Source organism: Solimonas soli DSM 21787 (assembly GCF_000474945.1).
Classification (GTDB): Bacteria; Pseudomonadota; Gammaproteobacteria; order Nevskiales; family Nevskiaceae; genus Solimonas; species Solimonas soli.
This window is the reverse complement of the sequence record NZ_KI440838.1, coordinates 174,749-200,571: the sequence shown is the minus strand read 5'-3', so window position 1 is coordinate 200,571 and position 25,823 is coordinate 174,749. Positions and strand designations below refer to the sequence as shown.

At 69.6% G+C, this 25,823-nt stretch carries 24 protein-coding genes and 1 riboswitch; of the genes, 16 read left to right on the top strand and 8 right to left on the bottom strand.

Annotated elements, in window-relative coordinates; all coding sequences use genetic code 11:
* Positions 1-33: 33 nt before the first annotated feature.
* Complete coding sequence (gene ppc / locus K344_RS0117325) at positions 34-2,757, bottom strand: phosphoenolpyruvate carboxylase (protein WP_028081727.1); 2,724 nt, start codon at positions 2,755-2,757, stop codon at positions 34-36.
* A gap of 99 nt (positions 2,758-2,856) precedes the next feature.
* Positions 2,857-2,938, top strand: a riboswitch (S-adenosyl-L-homocysteine riboswitch).
* A gap of 71 nt (positions 2,939-3,009) precedes the next feature.
* Here ppc and ahcY point away from each other — a divergent pair.
* The 6 genes from ahcY (at position 3,010) to mtgA (ending at position 8,713) form a co-directional block, all read left to right on the top strand.
* Positions 3,010-4,449, top strand: a complete 1,440-nt coding sequence (ahcY, locus tag K344_RS0117320) for an adenosylhomocysteinase (RefSeq protein ID WP_028081726.1) — start codon at positions 3,010-3,012, stop codon at positions 4,447-4,449.
* Between the two features lies 1 nt (position 4,450).
* Positions 4,451-4,882: a GNAT family N-acetyltransferase gene (locus tag K344_RS0117315; RefSeq protein ID WP_051362355.1), complete on the top strand. Its 432-nt coding sequence runs from the start codon at positions 4,451-4,453 to the stop codon at positions 4,880-4,882.
* Between the two features lie 19 nt (positions 4,883-4,901).
* Positions 4,902-5,759: a methylenetetrahydrofolate reductase [NAD(P)H] gene (metF, locus tag K344_RS0117310; protein ID WP_028081724.1), complete on the top strand. Its 858-nt coding sequence runs from the start codon at positions 4,902-4,904 to the stop codon at positions 5,757-5,759.
* Between the two features lie 155 nt (positions 5,760-5,914).
* Positions 5,915-7,102 (top strand): benzoate/H(+) symporter BenE family transporter, encoded by a 1,188-nt coding sequence (locus K344_RS0117305; RefSeq protein ID WP_051362354.1) that lies wholly within the window; start codon positions 5,915-5,917, stop codon positions 7,100-7,102.
* A 59-nt stretch (positions 7,103-7,161) separates the two neighbouring features.
* Complete coding sequence (locus K344_RS0117300) at positions 7,162-7,788, top strand: trimeric intracellular cation channel family protein (RefSeq protein WP_051362353.1); 627 nt, start codon at positions 7,162-7,164, stop codon at positions 7,786-7,788.
* Positions 7,789-7,810: 22 nt separating this feature from the next.
* Positions 7,811-8,713, top strand: coding sequence for a monofunctional biosynthetic peptidoglycan transglycosylase (gene mtgA / locus K344_RS0117295; RefSeq protein WP_043114839.1), 903 nt, complete (start codon positions 7,811-7,813; stop codon positions 8,711-8,713).
* A gap of 16 nt (positions 8,714-8,729) precedes the next feature.
* Here the strand turns inward: mtgA and K344_RS23200 are convergent, their stop codons facing one another.
* The gene (locus K344_RS23200; protein WP_157623070.1) at positions 8,730-9,629 is read right to left on the bottom strand and encodes an SdiA-regulated/phytase-like domain-containing protein; all 900 of its coding nucleotides are present in this window, start codon (positions 9,627-9,629) and stop codon (positions 8,730-8,732) included.
* Between the two features lie 370 nt (positions 9,630-9,999).
* Between K344_RS23200 and thiD the strand changes: the two genes are divergently transcribed.
* The 8 genes from thiD to rpoH all read left to right on the top strand — a co-directional run bounded on the left by thiD (position 10,000) and on the right by rpoH (position 18,438).
* Positions 10,000-10,785, top strand: a complete 786-nt coding sequence (gene thiD, locus K344_RS0117285) for a bifunctional hydroxymethylpyrimidine kinase/phosphomethylpyrimidine kinase (protein ID WP_028081719.1) — start codon at positions 10,000-10,002, stop codon at positions 10,783-10,785.
* A complete protein-coding gene (thiE, locus tag K344_RS0117280) occupies positions 10,782-11,411 on the top strand; it encodes a thiamine phosphate synthase (protein ID WP_028081718.1) in 630 nt (209 codons plus the stop codon). The genes thiD and thiE overlap by 4 nt, the downstream gene beginning before the upstream one ends.
* Positions 11,412-11,496: 85 nt before the next feature.
* On the top strand, positions 11,497-12,780 hold the full coding sequence (gene hemL / locus K344_RS0117275) for a glutamate-1-semialdehyde 2,1-aminomutase (protein ID WP_028081717.1): 1,284 nt from the start codon (positions 11,497-11,499) through the stop codon (positions 12,778-12,780).
* Positions 12,777-14,732, top strand: coding sequence for a VTT domain-containing protein (locus tag K344_RS0117270; RefSeq protein WP_028081716.1), 1,956 nt, complete (start codon positions 12,777-12,779; stop codon positions 14,730-14,732). Before hemL ends, K344_RS0117270 begins: the two co-directional genes overlap by 4 nt.
* Positions 14,733-14,755: 23 nt before the next feature.
* Complete coding sequence (gene ftsY / locus K344_RS22325; protein ID WP_043114838.1) at positions 14,756-15,685, top strand: signal recognition particle-docking protein FtsY; 930 nt, start codon at positions 14,756-14,758, stop codon at positions 15,683-15,685.
* A 73-nt stretch (positions 15,686-15,758) separates the two neighbouring features.
* Positions 15,759-16,481, top strand: coding sequence for a cell division ATP-binding protein FtsE (gene ftsE / locus K344_RS0117260; protein ID WP_028081715.1), 723 nt, complete (start codon positions 15,759-15,761; stop codon positions 16,479-16,481).
* The gene (gene ftsX, locus K344_RS0117255; protein WP_028081714.1) at positions 16,468-17,418 is read left to right on the top strand and encodes a permease-like cell division protein FtsX; all 951 of its coding nucleotides are present in this window, start codon (positions 16,468-16,470) and stop codon (positions 17,416-17,418) included. The genes ftsE and ftsX overlap by 14 nt, the downstream gene beginning before the upstream one ends.
* 150 nt (positions 17,419-17,568) lie before the next feature.
* Positions 17,569-18,438: an RNA polymerase sigma factor RpoH gene (gene rpoH / locus K344_RS0117250; RefSeq protein ID WP_043114896.1), complete on the top strand. Its 870-nt coding sequence runs from the start codon at positions 17,569-17,571 to the stop codon at positions 18,436-18,438.
* Between the two features lie 105 nt (positions 18,439-18,543).
* On the opposite strand, the gene K344_RS0117245 is transcribed toward rpoH, so the two are convergent.
* Positions 18,544-18,945, bottom strand: a complete 402-nt coding sequence (locus tag K344_RS0117245; protein ID WP_028081712.1) for a hypothetical protein — start codon at positions 18,943-18,945, stop codon at positions 18,544-18,546.
* Between the two features lie 76 nt (positions 18,946-19,021).
* On the opposite strand from K344_RS0117245, the gene K344_RS22320 reads away from it, so the two are divergent.
* Complete coding sequence (locus K344_RS22320; RefSeq protein WP_043114837.1) at positions 19,022-20,803, top strand: bifunctional metallophosphatase/5'-nucleotidase; 1,782 nt, start codon at positions 19,022-19,024, stop codon at positions 20,801-20,803.
* 60 nt (positions 20,804-20,863) lie between these two features.
* Here K344_RS22320 and cyoE read toward each other — a convergent pair whose 3' ends face one another.
* From cyoE to K344_RS0117220, 4 genes are all read right to left on the bottom strand, one after another.
* A complete protein-coding gene (cyoE, locus tag K344_RS0117235) occupies positions 20,864-21,778 on the bottom strand; it encodes a heme o synthase (RefSeq protein WP_028081711.1) in 915 nt (304 codons plus the stop codon).
* A complete protein-coding gene (locus tag K344_RS0117230; protein WP_028081710.1) occupies positions 21,778-22,869 on the bottom strand; it encodes a COX15/CtaA family protein in 1,092 nt (363 codons plus the stop codon). The genes cyoE and K344_RS0117230 overlap by 1 nt, the downstream gene beginning before the upstream one ends.
* 225 nt (positions 22,870-23,094) lie before the next feature.
* On the bottom strand, positions 23,095-23,706 hold the full coding sequence (locus tag K344_RS22315; RefSeq protein ID WP_051362352.1) for an SCO family protein: 612 nt from the start codon (positions 23,704-23,706) through the stop codon (positions 23,095-23,097).
* Positions 23,703-24,413 carry an SURF1 family protein gene (locus K344_RS0117220; RefSeq protein WP_028081709.1) on the bottom strand — a complete coding sequence of 237 codons (711 nt, stop codon included), beginning with the start codon at positions 24,411-24,413 and terminating at the stop codon, positions 23,703-23,705. Before K344_RS0117220 ends, K344_RS22315 begins: the two co-directional genes overlap by 4 nt.
* 91 nt (positions 24,414-24,504) lie before the next feature.
* Here K344_RS0117220 and K344_RS0117215 point away from each other — a divergent pair, with 91 nt between their 5' ends.
* Entirely contained in the window at positions 24,505-24,714 is a 210-nt protein-coding gene (locus K344_RS0117215; protein ID WP_028081708.1) for a DUF2909 family protein, read from the top strand.
* A gap of 218 nt (positions 24,715-24,932) precedes the next feature.
* Here the strand turns inward: K344_RS0117215 and K344_RS0117210 are convergent, their stop codons facing one another.
* Positions 24,933-25,820, bottom strand: coding sequence for a cytochrome c oxidase subunit 3 (locus K344_RS0117210; RefSeq protein ID WP_028081707.1), 888 nt, complete (start codon positions 25,818-25,820; stop codon positions 24,933-24,935).
* Between the last annotated feature and the right edge of the window lie 3 nt (positions 25,821-25,823).

Here is a 25,823-nt window from a genome sequence, read left to right as displayed (position 1 = left end):
GGAAGCACGACAGGGCGTCGCGTCCCTCGCACATCACCCCGTGTTCTGCAGTCCCTGCGCCACTCCGTTCACCGTCGCCACCAGCGCGCGCAGCAACTCCTCGTCCTCCGCGCCGCTGTCGCGCCAGCGCGCCAGCAGATCGACCTGCAGCAGATTGATCGGATCGACGTAGGGATTGCGCAGGCGGATCGATTGCGCGAGGCGCGGGTCGCCGGCGAGCAGGCGGTCGGCCCGCTTGATGCGCAGCACCCAGTGCACGGTGCGTTCGAACTCGTGCCGCACGCGCGCGAAGAACGCTGCATGCAGGGCGCCGGCGAGCTTCGAGTAGCGTTCGGCGACGTCGAGATCGCACTTGGCGAGCACCATGTCGACGTCGTCGAGCATGGTGCGGAAGAAGGCCCAGTCGCGCGCCATCTCCAGCAGGCGCTCCTCGCCGAATTGCCGCGCGGCGCGTTCGAGGCCGCTGCCGAGGCCGTACCAGCCGGTGACGATCGCGCGGCACTGCGTCCAGGCGAACACCCAGGGAATGGCGCGCAGCGATTCGACGCCCTGCATGGTGCCGCGCCGCGACGGGCGCGAGCCGAGCGTCATGCGTTCGATGACGTCGATCGGCGTGGCGGTCCGGAAGTAATCGACGAAGCCCGGCGCGTCGACGAACTCGCGATAGGCGGCGCGCGATTCGCGCGCCAGCAGCACCATGGTTTCCTTCCACTCCGCTTCACGCGCATCCGGCGGACGCGGCACCAGCGTGGCGCGCAGCGTGGCCGACACCGCGCGCTCCAGTTCGCGCAGCGCCAATGCGCGGATGCCGTACTTGCGATGGATCACCTCGCCCTGCTCGGTGACGCGCAGCACGCCGCCGACCGAGCCGCGCGGGCTCGCCATCAGCGCCGTCGAGATGCGTCCGCCGCCGCGGCTGGCGCTGCCGCCGCGGCCGTGGAAGAAGCTGAGCGCGATGCCGGCTTGCTGCGCGACTTCGAGCAGTTCCACCTGCGCGCGCTGCAGGCCCCAGCGCGACGCCACGGTGCCGCCATCCTTGCCGCTGTCCGAATAGCCGAGCATGACGACCTGGCGATCGCCGCGCACCGCCAGATGCGCGCGATAGACCGGATCGGCGAACAGTGCGCGCAGGGTGGCGGGCCCGTTCTGCAGATCGTCGACCGTCTCGAACAGCGGCGCGACATCGAGCGGCACGTGGCCGCGCGCGTCGACCAGACCGCCGTGGCGCGCCAGCGCCAGCACCGCGAGCACGTCGGCCGGACGCTGCGCCATGCTGATGATGTAGAGGCCGGTCGCCTCGCGGCCGTAGGTTTCGTGCGCCTCGGCCAGCTGCGCGAACACCGCGCGCGCGCGCTGCGCGACGGCGTCGCGGCTGGCGGCGAACACGGCGCCGCGGCCGGCGTAGGGGCGCAGCAGCGTCGCCTGCTCGTCGCCGGCGCGCTGCGGCCACTGCGCGTCGCCGAGCAGCGCGGCGACCGCCTGCGCGTGCACGCGCGAATCCTGGCGCACGTCGAGGCGCGCGAGGTGAAAGCCGAAGGTCCGCGCGCGCCACAGCAGGCGCCGCACCGCGAACCAGCCGGCATGCACGCCCTTGTGCGCGCGCAGCGAATCGGCGACGAGGCGGATGTCGGCGACGAACTCGTCGGCCTGCGCGTAGGCCTCGTGCTCGTCGCGCTGCGTCGCGCGCAGGCGCGCGCGCACCAGCGTCAGGAACACGCGGTAGGGCATGTCGGCATGGCGCGGACGGATCGCCGCCGCGGTTTTCGGCAGACGCTCGCGATAGTCGGCGATGCGTGCGGCCAGCGCGTCGCCGATCGCCACGCGGCGTTCGGTCTGGCTGAGCAGGCCGGCGAGCTCGGCGACTTCGGCCGCGTAGCGGTCGAGGATCATCTCGCGCTGGCCGCGCAGGGTCGCGGCGATCGTTTCGGCGCCGACGTTCGGGTTGCCGTCCATGTCGCCGCCGACCCAGGAGGCGAAGCGCAGCAGGCGCGGCAGCTCGGCCTGGATGCCGTAGACCGCCTGAACGGCATCCTCGAAAAGTTCGTAGAACACCGGCGCGACGAGATACAGCGGCCCGCCGAGATAGAAGCCGACGTGCTCGAACTCGTCCTGCACAGAGGGCTTCACCGGCGCGGTCTCGCTGGTCTGCCAGGCCACGGTCAGCGCCATGCGCAGGCGCTCCCAGTCGTGGCGATGTTCGAGCGGCGTGCGCGAGGGATCGAAACCGTTGATCAGGCAGCGCACGATATCCTGCTCCTTCTCGAGCAGGGCACGGCGCACGGCTTCCGTCGGGTGCGCGGTGAAAACCGGCTCGACGTCGAGCCTGCCGAGCGCGTCGAGCAGCGTCGCGGCGTCGACGCCCGCGGCTTTCAGCTGCTGCAGGCCGTCGACGAGGCCATCCGGCTGCGGGCGCTCGCTGGTGCGCTGGTAATCGCGGCGGCGGCGGATGCGGTGCACGCGCTCGCCGATGTTGACCGCCTGGAAATAGCTGGAGAAGGCGCGCGTCAGCGATTCGGCGAGCAGCAGCGGCAGGCCTTCCAGCTGCGCGGCGAGCGTCGCCGCCGGCTCGCCGCGTTCGCGACGCCTGATCGCCGCCGTGCGCAGGGCTTCGACGCGCGCCAGGAAGTCCTCGCCGAGCTGCTCGGCGAGCATCTCGCCGACGGTAGCACCGAGATGGCGCACATCCTCGCGCAGCGGCGCATCTTCGGCGGCGGTATCGGGGCGACGGACGACGGCGGCGGGGGATTCGGCGTTCATGCCAGACACGCTAGCAAACACCATGACAGCCGCAAGCGGGCTCGAGCCGTTCTTCTATATCCTTCCATCCGCATAAGCGGATATACTTAGCCCATTCGTCCCGCCGAGGGGCGCTGCGATCCGTGCGCGCCACGGGCCAGGCTCGGCGCGGACTTCAAGACGAAACCGGCGCGCCGCATCGTGTGCGCGGCGTTTCGAGCAACCGCGCCCGCTCCCGACGCCCAAGAGAACCTGTTTGCAGGAGTAACCGCCATGAACGCCCAGCTCAAACCCGCCGCCGCCGACTACAAGGTCAAGGACCTCTCGCTCGCCGAATTCGGCCGCAAGCGCATCGGCATGGCCGAGGAGGAAATGCCCGGCCTGATGTCGATCCGCGCCAAGTACGCGCCGCTCAGGCCGCTCAAGGGCGTGCGCCTGACCGGCTCGCTGCACATGACCAAGGAAACCGCCGTGCTGCTGGAGACGCTCGGCGCGCTCGGCGCCTCGGTGCGCTGGGCCTCCTGCAATATCTTCTCGACGCAGGACGATGCCGCCGCCGCGGTCGCTGCCGCCGGCACGCCGGTGTTCGCGTGGAAGGGCGAGACGCTGGAGGAGTACTGGGACTGCACGCTCGACGCCGTCACCCACACGCTGCCGGACGGCACGCTGACCGGCCCGGAGCTGGTCGTCGACGACGGCGGCGACGTGACGCTGCTGATCCACAAGGGCTACGAACTCGAGCAGGGCGACCGCTGGGTCGACACGCCGTCCGACAATCACGAAGTGAAGGTCATCAAGGACCTGCTCAAGCGCGTCGAGAAGGAACGCCCCGGCTTCTGGACGCGCGTGGTCAAGGACTGGAAGGGCGTCTCGGAAGAAACGACGACCGGCGTGCACCGCCTCTACCAGATGAAGGAAGCCGGCAAGCTGCTGGTGCCGGCGATCAACGTCAACGACTCGGTCACCAAGAGCAAGTTCGACAACCTCTACGGCTGCCGCGAATCGCTGGCCGACGGCATCAAGCGCGCCACCGATCTGATGATCGCCGGCAAGGTCGCCTGCGTGTGCGGCTACGGCGACGTCGGCAAGGGCTCGGCGCACTCGCTGCGCGGGCTCGGCGCGCGCGTCATCGTCACCGAGATCGATCCGATCAATGCCCTGCAGGCGGCGATGGAAGGCTTCGAGGTGAAGACCGTCGAGGACGTGCTGCCGTTCGCCGACATCTACGTCACCACCACCGGCAACAAGGACATCATCACCCTCGAGCACATGCGCGCGATGAAGGCCAATGCCCTGGTCTGCAACATCGGCCACTTCGACAACGAGATCCAGATGGATCGCCTCAATGCGTCGGGCGCCAGGCGCGACACCATCAAGCCGCAGGTCGACCGCTACAGCTTCGCCGACACCGGCCGCTCGATCTACATCCTCGCCGAGGGCCGCCTCGTCAATCTCGGCTGCGCGCACGGCCATCCGAGCTTTGTGATGAGCAACTCGTTCTCGAACCAGACGCTCGCGCAGATCGACCTGTGGCAGCACAAGGACGTCTACGAGAAGACCGTCTACCGCCTGCCGAAGAAGCTCGACGAGGAAGTGGCGCGCCTGCATCTCGAACAGATCGGCGTGAAGCTGACGAAGCTGACGCCCGAGCAGGCCGCGTATCTCGGCGTGCCGGTCGAAGGTCCGTACAAGCCCGAGCACTATCGCTACTGAGATGCGCGAGCACCCGGCGAACTGGTCGATCGGGCCGCTGCCGGCCTCGGACACGGCGACGGCCGAGGCGATCATCGATCTGCTGCGCGATCACAACGCGCCGTATCTCGGCCGTCCGTCGCCGGAGCCGTTTCGCCTTGCGCTGACCGGCGCCGGCCGCCTCGCCGGCGGCCTGCTCGGCCAGTTCCGCAGCCACTGGCTGCACGTCGAGATTCTCGTCGTGCAGCCGGCCCTGCGCGGCAGCGGCGCCGGCCGCGCGCTCATGGCGGCGGCCGAAGCGGCGGCACGCGAGCGCGGCTGTCACGGCCTGTGGCTCGACACCTTCGACTTCCAGGCGCCGCATTTCTACGAGCACCTGGGCTTCACGCGCTTCGGCACGATCGCGGATTTCCACGACGGCCATGCGCGCCACTTCTATCAGAAGCGCTTCTGAACAGCGCCGGGCGTCAACCGTGAGCACGATCCACTTCTCGTTCGAACTGTTCCCGCCGCGCACGCCGGAGGGTGCCGCCAAGCTGCCGGCCACCGTCGCGCGCCTCGCCGCCGTGCAACCGGCGTTCTTCTCGGTGACCTACGGCGCCGGCGGCTCCGGGCAGGACGGCACCTACGACACGGTCATGCAGGTCATCGGCCAGACCGGCATCGAGGCCGCGCCGCACCTGACCTGCGTCGGTTCGACGCGCGCCAAGATCGCCGCGCTGCTCGCCCGCTACAAGGCCGCCGGCATCCGCCGCATCGTCGCGCTGCGCGGCGATCTGCCGGCGACGGCGAGCTCGCCGAGCGCGCCCGGCGAGTTCCACTACGCCAACGAACTTGTCGCCTTCATCCGCGAGACGCACGGCGAGACCTTCAGGCTCGAAGTCGCCGCCTATCCGGAAATGCACCCGCAGGCCGCCAATCCGGCGCAGGACTTCGACGCCTTCAGGCGCAAGGTCGAGGCCGGCGCGCACGGCGCGGTCACGCAGTACTTCTACAACGCCGACGCCTATTTCGATTTCGTCGAGCGCTGCGCGCGCGCCGGCATCACGGTGCCGATCGTCGCCGGCGTCATGCCGATCACCAACTACACGCAGCTGATGCGCTTCTCGGCCGCCTGCGGCGCCGAGATTCCGCGCTGGGTGCGCCTCAAGCTCGAGGCGCTGCAGGACGACAAACCGGCCCTGCTCGACTTCGGGCTCGACGTCGTCACGCGGCTGTGCGAGACCCTGCTGAAGAATGGCGCGCCGGGCATCCATTTCTACACGCTCAACCAGGCCGAGCCGACCCTGAAGCTGTGGAAGAACCTCGGCCTGCCGGCGCCGCAAGCCTGAGAGAGGGGCTTGATCCGCTGCGTCGCGCCCGCGCAGGCCGAAGTCCGGCATCGAGCGCCGGACCGGCCGCGGTCGCAGGCCTGGATTTCCGTGCCGCCATGCTGGGCCGTTGATGACAAGGTCGCGGCGCGATCCGGCGCCGCGCGGGAATCGCCATGCCGACCGACGCCGCTTCGACTGAACCCTCACCACGCTGGCCGCCATCGGCCTTCACCGCGGCACTGGTGGCGACGCTGGTCGGCTTCGGCGGCACCATCGCCTTGATCGTGCGCATGGGCCAGAGCCTCGGCGCCAGTCCACCGCAGATCACGTCGAGCGTCACGGCCCTGTGTCTCGGCATCGGCCTCGGCGGCGCCTGGCTCAGCCTGCGGCTGCGCATGCCGGTCGTGCTCGCCTGGTCGACGCCCGGCGCCGCGCTGCTCGCCGGCGGCGCACTGCCCGGCGGCTACGCGACGGCGCTCGCGGCGTTCGCCGTCGCCGCGGCGCTGATGATGCTGCTCGGCCTCGTGCCGGCACTCGGCCGGCTCGCCGCACGCATGCCGACGACGCTCGCGAACGCGATGCTCGCCGGCGTGCTGCTGCCCTTCTGCCTCGCCTTGTTCCGCGGCGTGCAGCAGGAGCTGTGGCTGGCGCTGCCGGCGCTGCTGGTCTTCATCGCCCTGCGCCAGCGTGCGCCGACCTATGCCCTGCTCGGCGCGCTGTTCGTGGTGGTCGCGATGGTGCTCGTGCGCGGCGGCGGCGGCGCGCTGCCGGATCGCTTCACGTTCGGCCAGCTGCGGGCCACCACGCCGGCGTTCGATGCGTCGGCGCTGATCGGCGCCGGCGTGCCGCTGTTCCTCGTCACCCTCGCCTCGCAGAATCTGCCGGGCTTCGCCGTGCTGCGCGGCGCCGGCTATGACTTGCCGACACGGCCGGCGCTGCTGGTGACCGGCCTCGTCTCCTTGCTGCTGGCGCCGTTCGGCGCGCACAGCGTCAACCTCGCCGCGATCACGGCGGCGATCTGCACTGGCAGCGACGCCCATCCGGACGCGGCGCAGCGCTGGCGCGTGGCGCTGATCTACGCGGCGCTCTACGGCCTGCTGGCATTGTTCTCGGCGCCGCTGGTAGCGCTGTTCATGGCGCTGCCGCCGACCGCGGTCGCGACGATCGCCGGTCTCGCGCTGCTGGCGCCGCTGTCGGGCGCGCTGCTCGGCATGCTCGGCGACGCCGCGGAACGCGAGGCGGCGCTGCTGTGCTTCGTGGCGACGGCCTCGGGCCTGATGCTGTTCGGCATCGGCGCGGCGTTCTGGGGCCTGCTGATCGGCTTCGCCGCGCTCGGCGCCAGGCGTCTGCTGGCGCGCTGAGCGCGCGTCATCGCGGGCCGGCGGCGTGCGCGCCGCCGGAGCCGGCATAATGGAATGCCATGAATCTCGTGCGCATCCTCGATTTCATCGGCGTCGGCGTGTTCGCCGTGTCCGGCGCCCTTGCCGCCGGCCGCAAGCGGCTCGACCTGGTCGGCGTCATCGTCATCGCCACCGTCACCGCGATCGGCGGCGGCACGCTGCGCGACCTGCTGATGAACCGCACGGTGTTCTGGTTCGTCGATCCGTCCTACCTGATCGCCATCTTCGTCGCCGCGCTGCTGACCATGCTCTACGTGCGCTGGCGCCATCCGCCGGAGCGCCAGCTGGAGATCGCCGACGCGCTCGGGCTCGCCATGTTCTCGATCTCCGGCGCGCGCATCGCCGAGCGCGCCGAGCTGCCGGGCCTGATCGTCGTGGTCATCGCCATGATCACCGGCACCTTCGGCGGTGTGCTGCGCGACGTGTTGTGCAACGAGATCCCGATGATCCTGCAGCGCGGCAAGATCTACGCGAGCGCGGTGCTGATCGGCGCCTCGTTCTACGTCATCGCGCAGTCCTTCGGCGCGCAGCGCGACCTCGCCAGCTTCATCGGCATGGGCCTGATCGCGGCGCTGCGTCTCGCGGCGATCTGGTGGGATCTGACCCTGCCGGTGTTCGATCTCGAACGCCACCGCAAGCAACCGTGACTTCCGCACCGGGAATCCGCGCATGAGCCGCCGCCTGTGGCCAAGGCTGTTGCTGTGGAGCATCGCCGCCGTGCTCGCGCTGACCGTGCTGCCGGTCGCGCTGCTGCGCTTCCTGCCGCCGCCGACCACCTCTTACATGCTGCAGAGCCCGGTCAAGCCGGTGCAGTACCACTGGATGCCGGCGAGCCGGATCAGCGACAACGCGCGGCGCGCCGTGGTCGCCGCCGAGGATCAGAAGTTCTGGACGCACAACGGCTTCGATCTCGAGGCGATCGAGAAAGCGCGCGAACACAACAAGCGCTCGAAGCGCATCCGCGGCGCCTCGACGATCAGCCAGCAGACCGCCAAGAACCTGTTCCTGTGGCCGGGTGGCGGCTATTTCCGCAAGGGTGTCGAGGCCGGATACACGGTGCTGATCGAGGCGCTGTGGCCGAAAGCGCGCATCCTCGAGATGTACCTCAACGTCGCCGAATTCGGCCCCGGCATCTACGGCGTCGAGGCGGCCTCGCAGGCTTATTTCCACAAGCCGGCGGCGAAGCTGACGGCATCCGAGGCGGCGCGCCTCGCCGCCGTGCTGCCGAGCCCGCGCCACTGGAGCGTGACGCGGCCCGGCGGCTACGTGCAGCGCCGCGTCGGCTGGATCGTCGGGCAGATGGGTTCCGGGGGCCGCGCGCCGAGCGTCGAACCGGAACCGGAAATTCCCGACGAGCTGCAACGGCAGATCGACGCCGAGGACGAAGGCCGCAACGACGAGCCGGCGGCGGCGCCCGGCGCAAACGAGATCGCGCCGGCCACGGCGCTCGAGCCCGACGACGAGCCGCTGCCGCCGCCCGACTTGCCGGCCCCGACGCCGGCCGGTCCCGCCCCGGCGGAAACGGCGCCGCCGCCCGACGGTGCGCCGCCGGCGGCCGACACCTCGCGCTGAAAGCCGGCGGTGCGCGCTAGCGCACCGGCACGCGCAGCAGCGGCGCCGGCAGGCGCTCGCCGCTGATCCACAGCTCGTGGTCGTTCGCCCAGCACAGGGCCTCGAAGATGGTGTCGTGCACCGGCAGCTGCCGGCGCGGCAGGCGTCCGACCGCCTGCGGCGCACGCGCCAGCGCTGCCGCCCAGGATTCGCCCGCGCGCCGCGCGAACACCGCCCAGTGCGTATTGCTGAGCAGAGCCAGGCGGCGCCCGTCCGGCGACAGGTCCATCGCGCTCGCCGCGGCGCGGTAGCGGCGCATGGCGATCGGTTCGCTCGGCGTCGGCGGCTCCGGCCACCAGTCGGCGAGACGCGCGATCGGCCGTGCCGTCTGCATGGCCGGGCCGTCGAGATCGAGCGCATAGAGCGTGGCCGGCGGCCGGCGCTTTTCGAGCAGCAGGATCTGGCCGGCGGCGGCATCGACGGCCAGCGCCTCGACATCGCGCGGGCCGTCCGGGTAGCGGAAGGTGATGACGCGCTCCGGCCGCGCGCTGCGCTCGCCGGGCGCCGGTTCGCGCACGAGCAGTACGGCAGCGCTGTCGCGCAGCGCGAAGTTGTCGCCGCTGTCGGCAATGGCGAGATACGCGCCACCGTGCCAATCGAAGGCGGCGATGTCCTCCCAGTCGAGCGCCGCCGCGCCGTCGATCCGGACCCGCTCGCGCACCTCGCCGCGCGCATCGAGCGCGTCGATCACGGGCGGATTGCCGCTGTCGTTGTGGACCCAGAGCCTGCCGTCGGCGCGCTGCGAGCGCGCGCAGCCCGAGATTTCGGGCAGCGCACCATCGCGGATCAGCGCGACGCTCGGCGCCGCCGACGCAAGTTGCGGAAAATTGAGCAATAAAGCCGCCCACACCGGCCATCGGCAGCGGCCGGCGCTCACGTCCGGCGGCCCTGCAAATCGCCTCGGCTTACTTTAGGACCTGGCGCTAAACCCCTGTCACAGAGAAGAAAGCTCGGATTTGCCCACAAGCTCTGTGGATATCTCTGTGAGCAATGGTCGGAGTGCGCGCTTAAGTCGCGGTAACTGCGGCCATTTTTGCTTCCGGGCGAGTTTGTGATCATGCCGTTTTATTCATGTAAAACAAATGGATATCTGTTTTTTACGGCATTCTTGCAGAAAAAAGTCGCTACCATGCGGTTTGCGTAGCCGCTGCACCCGGGCTGTGCATAAATGCGGCAGCGCAGCGAAAGTTTCCAGCCGCTTGTCAAGCGTTTTCACCGTCGCCCTTTCCGGTTCCCGTCCTTGCAAGATGTCCACCGCCTCTCTTGACCGCCGCGCACGTGTCCTCTGTCTGTCCGGCCATGATCCCGGCGGCGGCGCTGGCATTCATGCCGACCTGGAAGCTGTCGCCGCGCAGGGCGCGCACGCCCTGACCGTGATCACCGCGCTGACCGCGCAGGACAGCGTCGACGTGCGCCAGGTGTGGCCCGTCGCGTCGGCGCGGCTGGCCGAACAACTCGAGCTGCTGCTGGCCGACGGCGCGATCGCCGCGATCAAGATCGGCCTGCTCGGCGACGCGACGCAGATCGCGGTGATCGTCGATGCGATCCGCCGCAGCGGCGCGCCGGTGGTCTGCGACCCGGTGCTGCGCGCCGGCGGCGGCCGCGACCTGAGCGACGCGGCGACGATCGCGGCCCTGCTCGATGAGCTGCTGCCGCACGTCGATCTGCTGACGCCGAACGCCGCCGAGGCGCGCCGCCTGAGCGGCTGCAACGATCCGTTCGAGGCCGCCGCCGCGCTGCGCGCGCGCGGCTGCCGGCAGGTGCTGGTCACCGGCGGCGACGAGGCCGAGGCCGAGGTCCACAACCGCTGGCTCGATGCCGAAGGCCGCGCGCACGAATTCCGCTGGCCGCGCCTGCCGGCCCGGTTCCATGGCGCCGGCTGCACGCTGGCGGCCGCCATCGCCGCGCGGCGCGCGCTCGGCGAGGACTGGGCGACGGCGGTCGAGGCCGGCCAGCGCTACACGCAGCAGGCGCTCGCCGGCGCGTATCGCGCCGGTCGCGGCCGCCTGATTCCGCGGCGGAGCGGCCGATGAGCCTCGCCATCCGCGGTCTGTACGCGATCACGCCCGAGCGCCTCGTGCGCGAGCCGGCGGCGCTGCTGACGGCGGTCGCCGCGGCGATCGGCGGCGGCGCCGGCCTCATCCAGTACCGCGACAAATGGAATCCGCCGGCCGAGCGCGAACGCCTTGCCGCCGCGCTCGCCGCGCTGTGCCGCGCACGCGGCGCGGCGTTCATCGTCAACGACGATCTGGCGCTCGCCGTGGCGAGCGGCGCCGACGGCGTGCATCTCGGCGCCGCCGACGGCAGCGTGCGCGACGCGCGCCTGCGCCTCGGCGCGGGGGCGATCGTCGGCGCGACCTGCGGCAATTCGCTGCCGCGCGCGCGCGCGGCGATCGCCGACGGCGCCAGCTATGTGGCGTTCGGCCGCTTCTTCGCGTCGCATACCAAGCCGGACGCAGCGCCCGCCGAACTCGCCACGCTGACGGCGGCGCGTGGCGAATTCGCGGTGCCGATCTGCGCGATCGGCGGCCTCACGCCGGACAACGTGCGTCTCGTGCAACAGGCCGGCGCGACGCTGTTCGCCGCCGTCGACGGCGTGTTCGGCGCCGACGATATCGGCGCCGCGGCGCGCGCCTACGTCAGCGCCCTCGAAGGGTGACGAGCGCGTCACCCACATCCCGTAGAATCCGGCTCCCGCCTCCAAACGCCGTCGACCGGCGCCGCCCGACGGTCGCCGCATTGCCATGAACCATTCCGAACAGCTGTTCCAGCGCGCGCAGAAAACCATTCCGGGCGGCGTCAATTCGCCGGTGCGCGCCTTCCGCGCGGTCGGCGGCACGCCGCGCTTCATTGCCAGCGCCGACGGTGCGTACCTGATCGATGCCGACGGCCGGCGCTACATCGACTACGTCGGCTCCTGGGGTCCGATGATCACCGGCCACCAGGACCCGGACGTGATCGCCGCGATCCAGCACCAGGCCGGCATCGGTGTTTCCTATGGCGCGCCGACCGAACTCGAGATCGAGATGGCCGAGCTGCTCTGCTCGCGCGTTCCCGGCCTCGACATGGTGCGCATGTGCAACAGCGGCACCGAAGCGACCATGAGCGCGCTGCGCCTGGCGCGCGGCGCGACCGGCCGCGACTACATCATCAAGTTCGAAGGCTGCTACCACGGCCACGGCGACGCGCTGCTGGTCAAGGCCGGCTCCGGCCTGCTGACCTTCGGCGTGCCGACCTCGCCGGGCGTGCCGGCCGATCTCGCCAAGTACACGCTGACCGCGCAGTACAACGATCTCGCCTCGGTCGAGGCGCTGCTGCGCGATCACGACGGTGAAGTGGCGGCGATCATCCTCGAACCGGTCGCCGGCAACATGAACTGCGTGCCGCCGCAGCCGGGCTTTCTCGACGGCCTGCGCGCGCTGTGCACGAAGAACGGCGCGCTGCTGGTCGTCGACGAGGTGATGACCGGTTTCCGCGTCGGCCCGCGCGGCGCCTGCGGCCTCTACGACATCGACGCCGATCTGGTGACGCTCGGCAAGATCATCGGCGGCGGCCTGCCGGTCGGCGCCTTCGGCGGCAAGCGCGCGGTGATGGAACAGCTCGCGCCGCTCGGCCCGGTCTACCAGGCCGGCACGCTGTCCGGCAATCCGCTGGCGATGGCGGCGGGCCTGGCGATCCTGCGCAAGCTCGACGACGCGCATCTGTACGCGCAGCTCGAACGCGGCACCGCGCAACTGCTCGCCGGCCTGCGCGAACGCGCGAGCGATGCCGGCGTGCCGTTCACCACCACCCAGGTCGGCAGCATGTTCGGCCTGTATTTCACCGACGTGGAGCGGATCACCACCTACGCCGACGTCATGCGCGGCGACGCGGCGCGCTTCAAGCGCTTCTTCCACGCCATGCTGGAACGCGGCGTCTACCTCGCGCCGTCGGCCTACGAGGCCGGCTTCGTGTCGACGCGGCACGGTCCCGAGGAAATCGAGCGCACGCTGGACGCGGCGTCCGAGGCGTTCGCCATCGCCAAATGACCGAAGCGCTGCAGTCGCTTCTGGCCTGGATCAACGCCCATCCGAACTGGGCGCTGTGGCTGCTGTTCGCGATCACCTTCTGCGATTCGCTGTTCATCGTCGGCGCCTTCGTGCCGGCGGCGCTGCCGCTGTTCGCGATCGGCGCGCTGGTCGCGCTCGGCGCGCTGGAGCTGTGGCCGACGCTGCTGCTCGCCGCCGCCGGCGCGCTGGTCGGCGACACGCTGAGTTTCTGGCTCGGCCACCGCTACGGCGAGCGCCTGTTCCAGGCGCGTTTCTTCCTCCGCCACCCGGAGATCGTCGTGCGGGCGCGCCGCTTCTTCGAGCGCTACGGGCCGTACAGCGTGCTGCTGGCGCGCTTCCTCGGGCCGCTGCGCGCGGTGACGCCGGCGCTGTCGGCGGCGGCCGGCATGCCGTACTGGAAGTTCCTGCTCGCCGACGGCATCGGCGCCTGCGCCTGGGCCTGCGCCTTCATCGTGCCCGGCGTGGTGTTCGGCGCCTCGCTCGGGCTCGCCGCCGAAGTCGCCGGCCGTCTCGCGAGCCTGCTGCTCGCGCTCCTGGTCGGGCTGTGGCTCGCCCTGTGGCTGACGGTCGTCATCACGCGCCGCACCAGCGCGCTCGCCAGCGTGTGGATTCCGCGCCTGCTGGCCTGGAGCCAGCAGCGCCGCGCCGCCGGCCGGCACGGCTTGGCGCTGATCGACGACGAACTGCCGGAATCGCCGGCACTCGCCGTGCTCGCCGTGCTGCTGCTCGCGATCGGCGCGGGCCTGCTCTACCTCGTCGCCGGCGTGCACCTGCACCACTACCCGATGCGCATCGACGGCGCGGTGTTCCAGTGGCTGCGCGACCTGCACACGCCCTGGGGCCTGTCGCTGGCGCGGCGCCTGCTGCAGATGGGCGAATGGCCGGTCTACGTGCCGGTCGCCGCCGTCGTCTTTGTCTCGCTGCTGGCGCTGCGCAAGCCGCGCGCCGCCGCGCACTGGCTGGCGGCGCTGGCCTTCGGCGGCGCGATCACCGCCGGCCTTTACGCGACGCCGCTGCTGCAGCCGCCGTATCACTACTTCGATGCCGGCGCGCCGCTCGCGGCGCGCAGCCGCGACCTGATTCTGGCGACCATCATCTACGGCTTCCTGCCGGTGCTGCTCGCCAGCGGCCGCAGCCCGTCGCTGCGCACGCTGCTGTATGGCATCAGCTCGCTGCTCCTCTTGCTGCTGCTCTTCGCCCACCTCTATCTCGGCCTGCAGTGGTTCAGCGTGGCCATGCTGCTGGTGCTGTTCGGCCTGGTATGGGTCGCCCTGCTCGGCCTCGGCTATCGCCTGCATCATCCCGACATGGTGCGCACGCGCTGGGTCGCGCTGCCGGTCGCGCTCAGCTTCGTGGTCGCGCTCGCCTGGCGCTGGCAGCAGCTCGACATCCCGCCGCCGCGTCCACCGCCGCATTACCAGACGATCACCGAGGCGGACTGGCGGAACGCGCCGGCCCGGCCGCGTTTCCCGACGCAGCGCCAGGACGCCGCCGGCCGGCTGCGCCAGCCGTTCACCGTGCAGTGGGCCGGCGCGCTGTCCGACATCGACGCCCGTCTGCGCGCCGCCGGCTGGCAGGAGCCGGCCCCGTTGGCGGCGACGCAGATGCTGCACTGGCTGACCAATTCGACGGCGGTCGGCGAACTGCCGGTGCTGCCGCAGGTGCACGCCGGCGAACATCCGGCGCTGATGCTGCGTCGGCCGATCGACGAGACGCACCAGTACTTCATCCGCCTGTGGCCCTCGCATTACCGGCTCGACGACGGCCGGCCGATCTGGGTCGGCAATGTCTCGCTGCAGGAAGCGCGCAGCTTCCATCGCCTGCTGCGCTATCCGGTCGCCACGGACTTCGATCCGCCACTCGCCGATCTCGTCGCGGCGCTGCCCGATACCGAGCACCGGCAGGTCGCGTCGGTCTGGCTGCTCTGGTAAAACCCCGTTTCCAGAAAACGCCCATGTCTTCCGAATCCTCCGGTCTGTTCACCAAGCTGCGTTCGCGCCTCAACAAGGGCGATTCGTGGCTGACGCGCGACCTCTCGACCCTCTTCGCCGCCGACAAGCTGACGCCGGAGGCGCTCGAGGAACTCGAGACGCGCCTGCTGCTGGCCGATGCCGGCGTCGACGCCACGCAGTGGCTGATCGAGCGCCTGCAGAATGAAGTCAACGCCGGCCGCATCAAGAACCCGCAGCAGCTGCGCGCGGCGCTGAAGAAGTATCTCGTCGAGCTGCTGGCGCCGATCGCCAAGCCGCTGGTCATGCCGGCCTTCATCAAGCCCTTCATCCTGTTCGTCGCCGGCGTCAACGGCGTCGGCAAGACGACGACGATCGGCAAGCTCGCGGCGCGCTACAAGCGCGAAGGCAAGCGTGTGCTGCTGGCCGCCGGCGACACCTTCCGGGCCGCCGCCGTCGAGCAGCTGACGACCTGGGCGAAGCGCGTCGACGTGCCGGTCCTCGCGCAGGGCGAAGGCGCCGACTCGGCGAGCGTGATCTACGACGCCGTGCAGTCGGCGAAGGCGCGCGACTTCGACCTGGTCATCGCCGACACCGCCGGCCGCCTGCACACGCAGGCGCACCTGATGGACGAGCTGCGCAAGATCAAGCGCGTGGTGCAGAAGCACGACCCCTACGCACCGCACGAAGTGCTGCTGGTCGTCGACGCGACGACCGGCGGCAATGCGCTGACGCAGGCGATCCAGTTCCACGAGGCGATCGGCCTCACCGGCCTCGTCATCACCAAGTTGGACGGCACTGCGAAAGGCGGTATTCTGCTGGCGATCGCGCGCCGCATGGCCTTGCCGGTGCGCTTCATCGGGCTCGGCGAGGCGGTGGACGATCTGCAGCCGTTCGACGCCGAGGCCTACGCCGACGCGCTCATCGGGGAATGACAACGGGAGCCATGGGGATGCGGAACGACAGGCGGCGGGCATCGCCGGACGCGGCGCCGGAGACGGCGCGCGCATGAGCCGCGCGACCTCCGACATCATCCGCTTCGATCAGGTCTCGTACCGCTATCCCGGCGGGCTCGACGTGCTCGACGGCGTCAGCTTCTCCGTCGCGCAGGGCGAGATGCTCTACGTTACCGGCCCGAGCGGTGCCGGCAAGACCACGCTGCTGCGCCTGATCGCCGCCCTGTGCCGCGCCAGCCGCGGGCAGGTCGTGGTCATGGGCCAGAACCTGTCGGCGCTGAAGAGCCGCCACATCCCGGCGTATCGCCAGCACATCGGCCTGGTCTTCCAGAACTTCAACCTGCTCTACGACCGCACGGTGTTCGACAACGTGGCGCTGCCGCTGGTGATCCGCGGCTACGCCTACGCCGACATCGGCCGTCGCACGCGCGCCGCGCTCGACGCGGTCGGCCTGCTGAATCGCGAGAAGTCGCTGCCGCTGACCCTGTCCGGCGGCGAGCAGCAGCGCGTCGGCATCGCCCGCGCCATCGTCACCAAGCCGGCGCTGATCCTCGCCGACGAACCGACCGGCAATCTCGATCCGGAGATGGCGCTCGAGGTGATGAAGGGCTTCCAGCGCTTCAACGAGGCCGGCGTGACGGTGATGATCGCCACGCACGCCATCGATCTGATCGAGGCGCTGCCGCATCGCATCATCCATCTCGAACAGGGTCACATCACCGACAAGCGGCCGACCGCCGCCTCGCAGCTGGGAGGGCGCCATGGCGCTCGTTGAAGCCGGACTCGAACGGCCGGGCTTCCTGGCGCGCCTGACGCAGGCGCACGCGCGCGTGTTCTTCTTCTCGCTCGGCAAGCTGGCCAAGGCGCCGCTCGCCGCCGCGCTCACCGCCCTGGTCATCGGCATCGCCCTCGCCCTGCCGGCCGGGCTCTACGTGCTGACCCGCAATCTCGCCGACGTCGGCTACAGCTGGCAGGCCTCGCTGCAGATTTCGCTGTTCCTCAAGGACAATGTCTCCGACGAGCGCGGCGCCGCGCTGGCGCGCGAACTGCGCTCGGAAATCGGGGTCGGCAGGACGGAGTACATCTCGCGCGCGCAGTCGCTCGCCGATTTCAAGGCGCAATCCGGTTTCGGCGACGCGCTGGCCATCCTCAGCGACAACCCGCTGCCGGCGGTGATCGCCGTGACGCCGAACCGCAGGCTCGGCAAGGCCGGCGTCGAGGAACTGGCCGCGCGTCTCGGCCGCGTGCCGGAGGTCGACCTCGCCAAGCTCGACCAGAAGTGGCTGGAGCGCCTGTACGCGCTGCTCGACATCGCGCAGCGCGCGGTCGGCATCGTCGCGGTGCTGCTCGGCGTCGCCGTCATGGTCATCATCGGCAACACCATCCGCCTCGACATCGAGGCGCGGCGCGACGAAATCGAGGTCATGAAGCTGATCGGTGCGCCCGACAGCTTCATCCGCCGGCCCTTCCTCTATGCCGGCTTCTGGCATGGCCTGCTCGGCGGCGTCCTCGCCTGGCTGCTGGTCGCCGGCGGCACGCAGGCCCTGCGCGGCCCGGCACAGGCGCTGGCCAGTGCCTACGGCAGCGAATTCAGCCTGACCGGCCTGCCGATGCAGGACGGCTTCGCCCTGCTGCTGGCCGGCATCGTGCTCGGCTGGACCGGCGCCTTCGTCACCGTCGGCCGGCGCCTGGCGCTCATCGAGCCGCGCTAGCTTGCAAACCGGCAAAACGCCCCCAGATGGGGATCGACCGCGCCGGATCAAGGACTTGGCCGCTGAGTGGCAGGGTTCCGGGGAACTTGGCGCGGTTTTAGCACTCCAATATTTCGAGTGCTAAACTCCATGAAGAGGGAGGTGATCGAGATGACTGCATCCACGACGCTTGCGCTGCGCCAGCCGATGGCCATGATGCCCTTGTCGATGGGCAGCCTCGACGCGTACATCGCGCACGTCAACCAGGCTCCGGTCCTCGACGCCGCGGCCGAGAAGAAGCTCGCGGAAAAGCTGCGTGACGACAGCGACATCGGCGCGGCCCAGCAGCTCGTCATGTCGAACCTGCGCCACGTCGTGCATATCGCGCGCGGCTACCTCGGCTACGGCCTGCCGCTCGGCGACCTGATCCAGGAGGGCAACATCGGCCTGATGAAGGCGGTCAAGCGCTTCGACCCGGACGTCGGCGTGCGCCTGATCAGCTTCGCCGTGCACTGGATCAAGGCCGAGATCCACGAATTCATCCTGAAGAACTGGCGCATCGTGAAGATCGCCACGACCAAGGCGCAGCGCAAGCTGTTCTTCAACCTGCGCTCGTCGAAGAAGTCGCTGGGCTGGCTCAGCGCGCAGGAGGCCGAGGCGATCGCCAGGGACCTCAAGGTCAAGCCGGAGGAGGTCTTCCAGATGGAGGCGCGCCTGTCCGGCAACGACATGTCGTTCAATGCCACGCCGGCCGAAGGCGAGGAAACGAGCTACATGCCGGAAGACTGGCTGGCGTCCGAGCAGGATGACATCGGCGCGATCGAGGAGGCCGAGTGGCAGGACGAACGCGAGACGCGCATGACGCGCGCGCTCACCACGCTCGACCCGCGCTCGCGCGACATCCTGCAGCGCCGCTGGCTGACCGAAGGCGAGAAGACCGGCCTGCAGGAACTCGCCGATGAATACGGCGTTTCCGCGGAGCGCATCCGCCAGATCGAGGCGGCGGCAATGAAGAAGCTGCGCAAGGTGATCGAAGTGTAGTGCGCGCCCTGCGCAAGCCGGAGCCCCCGTGGTTCCGACTGTCCAGGCAAGCAGACGCCCGGCCCCGCGCCGGGCGTTTTTCTTGGCGCGCCAAGGCGGCGGGCATCAGCCGGCGCGCACGGCCACACGGCGCGCGCCGAACAGCGCGCAGTCCTGCGCAAGCAGTGCGCACAGCGCTGCGTCCGGCACCGCAAGCCGGCGCTGCTCGGCATCGGCTTCGGCGAGCAGCGCGCGGGCGGCGACGACAGCATCGGCATCGCCGGTCTGCCGCGCCGCGAGATCGGCGCTGAACCAGCCTTGCGTCAGCGCGCCGAGCCGCTGCCAGGCGGCTTCGTCGCCGCCGGAGCCGGCGGCGACATAGCGCACGCACTCCGCATAGGTGTGTCCCTGGTCATGAAAGCGCTCGATGCAGGGCGCGGCGGCGGCGCGGCCGCGTTCGAGCGCGGCGATCTTGCCGCGGTCGTGCACATTGCAGGCGGCGAGTGCGCAGGCGGCGAAAGCCGTCAACGGCCGGCAACGCCAGCGCAACCTTCGCCGCCTAGCCTGTGCCTCCCTGTCCTCGTCCTGCACGGAGCGCAAGCGCATGCACTGTCTCCCACGTATCCGGATCCTGAGCGCCGCAGCGGCACTCGCGTTCGGCTCGCTGGTCGCCTGCAGCGACAATGACAACCATGGCGACGTGCCGAAGACGGCGAGCGTACGCATGATTGCGATCAACGATTTCCACGGCAATCTCGACGTCACCGGCACGCTCAATGTGCCGGATCCGAATGACGCGACGAAGACCATCAAGGAGAGCGTCGGCGGCGCGGCCTATCTGTCGACCTTGATCACGCAGCTCAAGCAGGATCATCCGCTCAACGTCGTGGTCGGCGCCGGCGATCAGGTCGGCGCGAGCCCGCTGGTGTCGGCGCTGTTCCATGACGAGCCGACCATCGAGGCGCTCAGCGCCATGGGCCTGGAATACACGTCGGTCGGCAATCACGAGTTCGACAAAGGCAAGACCGAGCTCAAGCGCCTGCAGAACGGCGGCTGCCGGAGCGGCGGCGTGGTCGGCAGCGACACCTGCCTCGACGGCGGCGCATTCACCGGCGCGAGCTTCAAGTATCTCGCCGCCAACGTCATCGATGACGCGACCGGCAAGCCGCTGTTCGACGGCTACGCGATCAAGACCTTCGAGGTCGGCGGCAGCCGGATCAGGATCGGCTTCATCGGCCTCGTGCTGAAGGAAACGCCGACCATCGTCACCCCGGACGGCGTCGCCGGCCTGACGTTCAAAGATGAGGCCGACACCGCCAACGCGCTCGCGACGGAACTGAAGCAGCAGGGCGTCAATGCCATCGTCGTGCTGATCCACCAGGGCATCTTCACGACGGTGCCGTTCAACGACAAAAGCTGCGCCGGTGCGAGCGGCGATCTGCTGCCGGTTCTCGATCGCCTGAGCAGCGACATCGATGTCGTCGTCAGTGGCCATACGCACTGGGCCTACATCTGCAAGGGTCAGGGGACCCGCAACGGCAAGCCGCTGTACGCGAGTGCCGGCAGCTACGGCCGCTACGCGACCGCCTACGATCTGACCATCGACACGGCCAGCGGCGACATCACGGCGGTCAGCGCCGACAACAAGCTGGTCGTCAACGACGCGCAGGACAATCCGGCGGCGAGCGCGTATCCGACGCTCGCCGCCGATGCGGCGATCAAGACGCTGGTCGAGCGCTACAAGACCGCCGCCGCGCCGCTCACGAACAAGATCGTCGGCAGGATCGGCGCCGATCTGACGCGCACCCAGAACGGCGCCGGCGAATCGACGCTCGGCGACGTCATCGCCGACGCGCAGCTCGCCGCCACGCAGGGCGACACGCAGAAGGCCGTCGCCGCATTCATGAATCCGGGCGGCATCCGCGCCGACTTCCAGGCCGCGCAGATCAGCGGCGGCGAAGCGGCCGGCGAGATCACCTACGGCGAAGCCTTCACCGTGCAGCCCTTCTACAACAGCCTGGTGACGATGACGCTGAGCGGCGCGCAGATCTACACGCTGCTCGCGCAGCAGTGGGTCGGCCAGACCAGCCCGCGCTTCCTGCAGGTCTCGGACGGTTTCGCCTACGCCTGGGACGCCAGCCAGCCGGACGACAAGAAGATCGTCGACGGCAGCGTCACGATCGGCGGCCTCGCCATCGACAAGAGCAAGACCTATCGCGTGACCGTCAACAGCTTCCTCGCCGGCGGCGGCGACAACTTCAAGGTGCTGGCCGACGGCACGGAGCGCGTCGGCGGCGACCTCGACATCGACGCGCTGGTCGCCTGGCTCGGCACCCATCAACCGCTCGCACCGCCGGCGCTGAACCGGATCCAGCGCAGCAACTGAACCCATCGCCGCTTCTTCGCAGCGGTAGCCTGGCGCCCGTTCCGCGGGCGCTTTTTTTTCTCAGGCGAGCAAGGCGCCGAGGTAGTGGTCGACGAGCAGCAGCGTGAAGATGCCCATCAGGTAGACGATCGAGTAGCCGAAGGTCTTCATCGGCAGGCCGGGCGTCGGCCACCACTTGAGACGGATCGCGTAGTACAGGAACACCGCGTTGAGCGCGAGCGAACCGGCGAGATAGATCCAGCCGGACATCGCCGTCGCCCAGGGCAGCAGGGTCACCAGCAGCAGCAGGATCGTGTAGAGCAGCACCTGGGTGCGCGTGAACTCGATGCCGTGCGTGACCGGCAGCATCGGGATGTCGACCTTTGCGTACTCGTCGCGGCGCTCGATCGCCAGCGCCCAGAAATGCGGCGGCGTCCAGATGAAGATGATGGCGAACAGGATCAGCGCGTGGGCGTGCACCTCGCCGGTGATCGCCACCCAGCCGAGCAGCGGCGGCGCCGCGCCGGCGGCGCCGCCGATGACGATGTTCTGCGGCGTCGCGCGCTTCAGGTACAGCGTGTAGATGCCGGCGTAGCCGATCAGCGTGAACTGCGTCAGCACCGCCGCCAGCGGATTGCAGAGGAACCACAGCACGGCGAAGCCGGCGATGCCGAGAATCGTCGCGAAGGCGATCGATTCGGTCATGGTCAGGCGCCCGGTGACCAGCGGCCGGCCGCAGGTGCGTGCCATGCGCGCGTCGATGTTGCGGTCGATGATCTGATTGATGGCCGCCGCGCTCGAGGCCTGCAGCGCGATGCCCAGCGTGCCCCACAGCAGCGCACCCCAGGGCGGCAGGCCCGGCACGGCGAGGAACATGCCGACGATGGCCGTGAAGACGATCAGCATGACGACGCGCGGCTTGCACAGCTCGTAGTACTCGTGCAGGCGCGACGGCGCCTTGCGCGACGCCTCCATCGTTTCGCTGCGCGCGGCCATCAGTCGGCGCGCCGCCACGCGAAGAAGTTGAGCGCCACCAGCGTGCCGAGCAGGAGTTCGGCGCCGAGGTTGTGCGCGGCGGCGAGCAGCAGCGGCAGCTGGAAATGCACGATGCTGATGCCGAGCGTGATCTGCAGCGCGAGCGCCGCCAGAACCGCTGCGCCGAAGGCCCGCCACCGCGGCGCGCCGCCACGGCGCAGCAACCAGACGCCGAGGGCGCCCAGCACCAGCATGACGATCACCGCGCCGACGCGATGGAAGTAGTGAATCGTCACGCGCGCCCGCGCGTCGAGCACGCCGTATTCGTAGTTGATGCCGAGGCCGCGCCACAGCGTGAACGCTTCCTTGACGTCGAGCGGCGGCAGATAGGCGCCGTGGCAGGTCGGCAGATCGGGACAGGCCAGCGCCGCGTAATTGGTGCTGGTCCAGCCGCCGAGGAAGATCTGGCAGGCGACGACCACGAGCGCGATCAGCGCGAACGCGCGCAGGCCGCGCGGCGCGGCGGGCGGCGCCGGCAGAGCCGCGACGCCGACCCGTTCACGCTCGATGACCAAGGCCGCCTCGCGTTCGCTGCGAATCTCCCGCGTGCGCGTCGCGACGGCGGCGATGGCGGTGCCGCGCGGCCGCGTCGACAGCCACATCCACAGCAGCAGCGAGAACGTCGACATGCCGCCGAGCAGATGGCCGGTGACGGCGAGCGGCTTGAGCTGCCAGGTCACGGTCCACATGCCGAGGACGCCCTGGAAGATCACCAGCGCCACCAGCAGCCAGGGCAGGACGCGCGGCCGGCGCGCGTCCCTGAGGAACAGGCTGATCACCGCCAGCGCGACGATGAACAGGCCCAGCGTCTCGGCGAGGTAGCGGTGGATCATCTCCTTCCAGGCTTTCGGCGCCTCGACCGGGCGGTCCGGAAAGCGTTCCTGCGCGGCGGCGACTTCGTGCTCGGCCTCCGGCACGGTCAGATGCCCGTAGCAGCCGGGCCAGTCCGGGCAGCCCAGACCGGCATCGGACAGGCGCACGTAGGCACCGATCACGACGAGGCAGAAGCACCAGACGACGGCGAGCAGATTGAGGCGGCGGAACCAGAGCATGAAGAGCGGCGTGCGAAGAACGCGGTGAAGGACCGAATAAAAACGGCGGCCCGGTCTGCAGGCCGCCTGAAAGTGTGCGAATTTTAACCGATTGGAAGACGCAGCCCTTGCGGGTTCATCGGGGCGGTCCAGGGCGCGACACGGGAGCCTTTTGCAAGCCCGGCCCGGCCGTCCTCAGCGCATGCCCGCTGGCCATCACAAACCGGACAGGCGCAAAGCGCACGCTCAGCCGATCTGCGAGATCGACAACAGCTTCTTGATGTCCTTGAGTACTTTCTTGTAATCGAGATCGGCACCGTCGACCGTCGCCGGATAGACCATCAGCCAGTTGCCGAGCGGATCGATCAGATAGACCGCCTGCGCCGGCGCACCGTCGGGCGCGAGAAACTCGCGCAGCCGCGGCGCGCCGCTCTCCGCATAGAAGTGCAGATCGGGATGCGTGCTGCTGAGCTGCTCGCGCAGCGCCGGCAGCGCGCCGGCGTCCGGCGCCAGATAGACGCGCTGCACGCGATCGCGCTTCTCGTTGAGCAGAATGCGGATCTGGCGGAACTGGAACAGCTTGTTGGCGCACACCGCATCGCACTGGTCGGCGCCGAGATACAGATAGGTCCAGTGGCCGCGCAGGGCCTCGCGATCGTAGGCCTTGCCGTCGGCATCGAGCAGCGCCAGCGTCTCCGGCACGGGCCGCGCCGGATTGATCAGCGCGCCGTAGTTGGTGCGCGCCGTCGGCGTGAACTGCGGGAAGACGAAATACAGCAGGACGGCTGCGAGCAGCGGTCCGAAGAACAGCGCCGCCAGCAGCAGAAGCTGGCCGCGCCCGCGGGGAACCTGGTTCATGAAGGGCTGCGAAAACTCAGTTTGACGAAAATCGCGATCAGCGTGAGCGTGAACGCGAACCATTGCGCCGCATAGCCGTAGTGCTTGGCCGGCTGCAGCTCCGGCGCCGTCTTCCACTCGCGGACGTAACCGTCGGCCGCGCCGGCATCCAGCAGCAGCAGGCCGGCGGCGACCGAAGGCCCGTACAGGCATTGCAGATCGGCCGCCGTCGGATACTGCACGACGCGCGGCCAGGGCCGCACCGCGCAGTTGTCGGCCTGCAGGCGCAGCCCCGGCTCCGGCAAGCTGCGCCAGTAGCCGTACAGTTCGCGCGTCTCGTCGCCGACCGCCAGCGCCGGCGCGGTCTGCGCCTGCGGCCGCGCGATCCAGCCGCGATCGACCAGCACCGTGCTGCTGTCGGTCTGCACGAACGGCGTCCATACATGATAACCCGGCTGCCCCTCGTAGCCCTGGTTGTCGAGCAGCAGCTGACGGCCCGCATCGTAGTGCCCCCGCACGACGGCGCGTTCGATCGCGCCATGCGCCGCGACCGTCTGCGCATCGATGTGGCGCGGCGCCTGCTCGGCGGCCTGCGCGTAGCGATCGAGCAGGGCCTGCTTGTCGAAGCCGCGCCGCAGCTGCCAGACGCCGAGCGCGATCATCAGGGCGCTCAGCGTCGGCACGAGCAGCAGCGCCCACCAGGTCGGCCGGAATTTCTTGCGCGTCATCGGGTCTCTGGGAAAGTGCAGGATGCCGGCACCCACCGCGGGCCCGGCATCGCGGCGCTATGATGCCGCATTCCGTCGCCGGCCTCCGCCCATGCTCGTCAAGACCATCATCGTCGTTCTGCTGATCGCGGTCGTCGTCGCCCTGCTGACGAGCATGATCTTCCTCGTGCGCGACCCGAGCTCGCGACGGCGCACGCTGATCGGCCTGAAGATCCGCATCGCCCTGTCGGTCACGCTGCTGATCTTCGTCGTGCTGTCGTACTTCATGGGCTGGATTCATCCGCATGGGCTGGTGCCGTAAAGCGACTGTCCGGCGGACCGTCGCAGGCACCAGCGGGCGCCAAGGAGCATTCGGCCTTGGCGAGGCATGACTCGATGTCATGCCGAGTTACGACGAATGCCGCCCTGGAGTAGATCGTCGCGCCGCATCCGCGCCAGGGACGGCGTCCCAGGACTGGGTAACGATGCAAACGAAAAAGGCGACCCGGAGGTCGCCCTTTTCTTGCATCGCGTGCAGCCTCAGAGCCAGTACACGACGACGAACAGGCCGAGCCAGACCACGTCGACGAAGTGCCAGTACCAGGCCACGCCTTCGAAGCCGAAGTGCGAGTCCGGCTTGAAGTGGCCTTTCATCAGGCGCAGCGTGATCGTGATCAGCATGATCGTGCCGAGCGTGACGTGCATGCCGTGGAAGCCGGTCAGCATGAAGAAGGTCGAGCCGTAGACGCCGGACTTCAGGGTCAGGTTCAGCTCGGTGTAGGCCTCGATGTACTCGTGCGCCTGGAAGTAGAGGAAGGCCACGCCGAAGCCGACCGTCGCCCACATCCACAGGATCGTCGGCAGGCGCTTGCCGGCCTTCAGCGCGTGATGCGCCAGCGTGATGGTCACGCCCGAGCTGAGCAGCAGGATGGTGTTGAGCAGCGGCACGCTGAACGCCGGAATCGTCTGGAACGCGCCGCCGGCATTGGCCGGACCGTTGGACGGCCAGCCGGCCTCGAAGCCCGGCCACAGGAACAGATTGGTCGCCGTCTTGGTGCCTTCGCCACCGAGCCAGGGCAGCGACAGCTCGCGTGCGTAGAACAGCGCGCCGAAGAAGGCGCCGAAGAACATCACTTCGGAGAAGATGAACCAGGACATGCCCCAGCGGTAGGTGCGGTCGACCTGCGCGCTGTACCGGCCGCCCTCGCTCTCCGCGACGATGTCGCGGAACCACAGGAAGATGATGGCGATCGCCAGCGCGCCGCCGGCATAGATCGGCAACGGACCGATGTGATCGTCCTCGAGATAGCTCGACACGCCGACCACCAGGCAGACCAGCGCCGCGGTCAGGATGAACGGCCACACGCTCGGCGCGGGGACGAAGTAGCGTTCGCCGTGTTGCGCGTCATGCGCGGCAGGGGTTCCCATGAC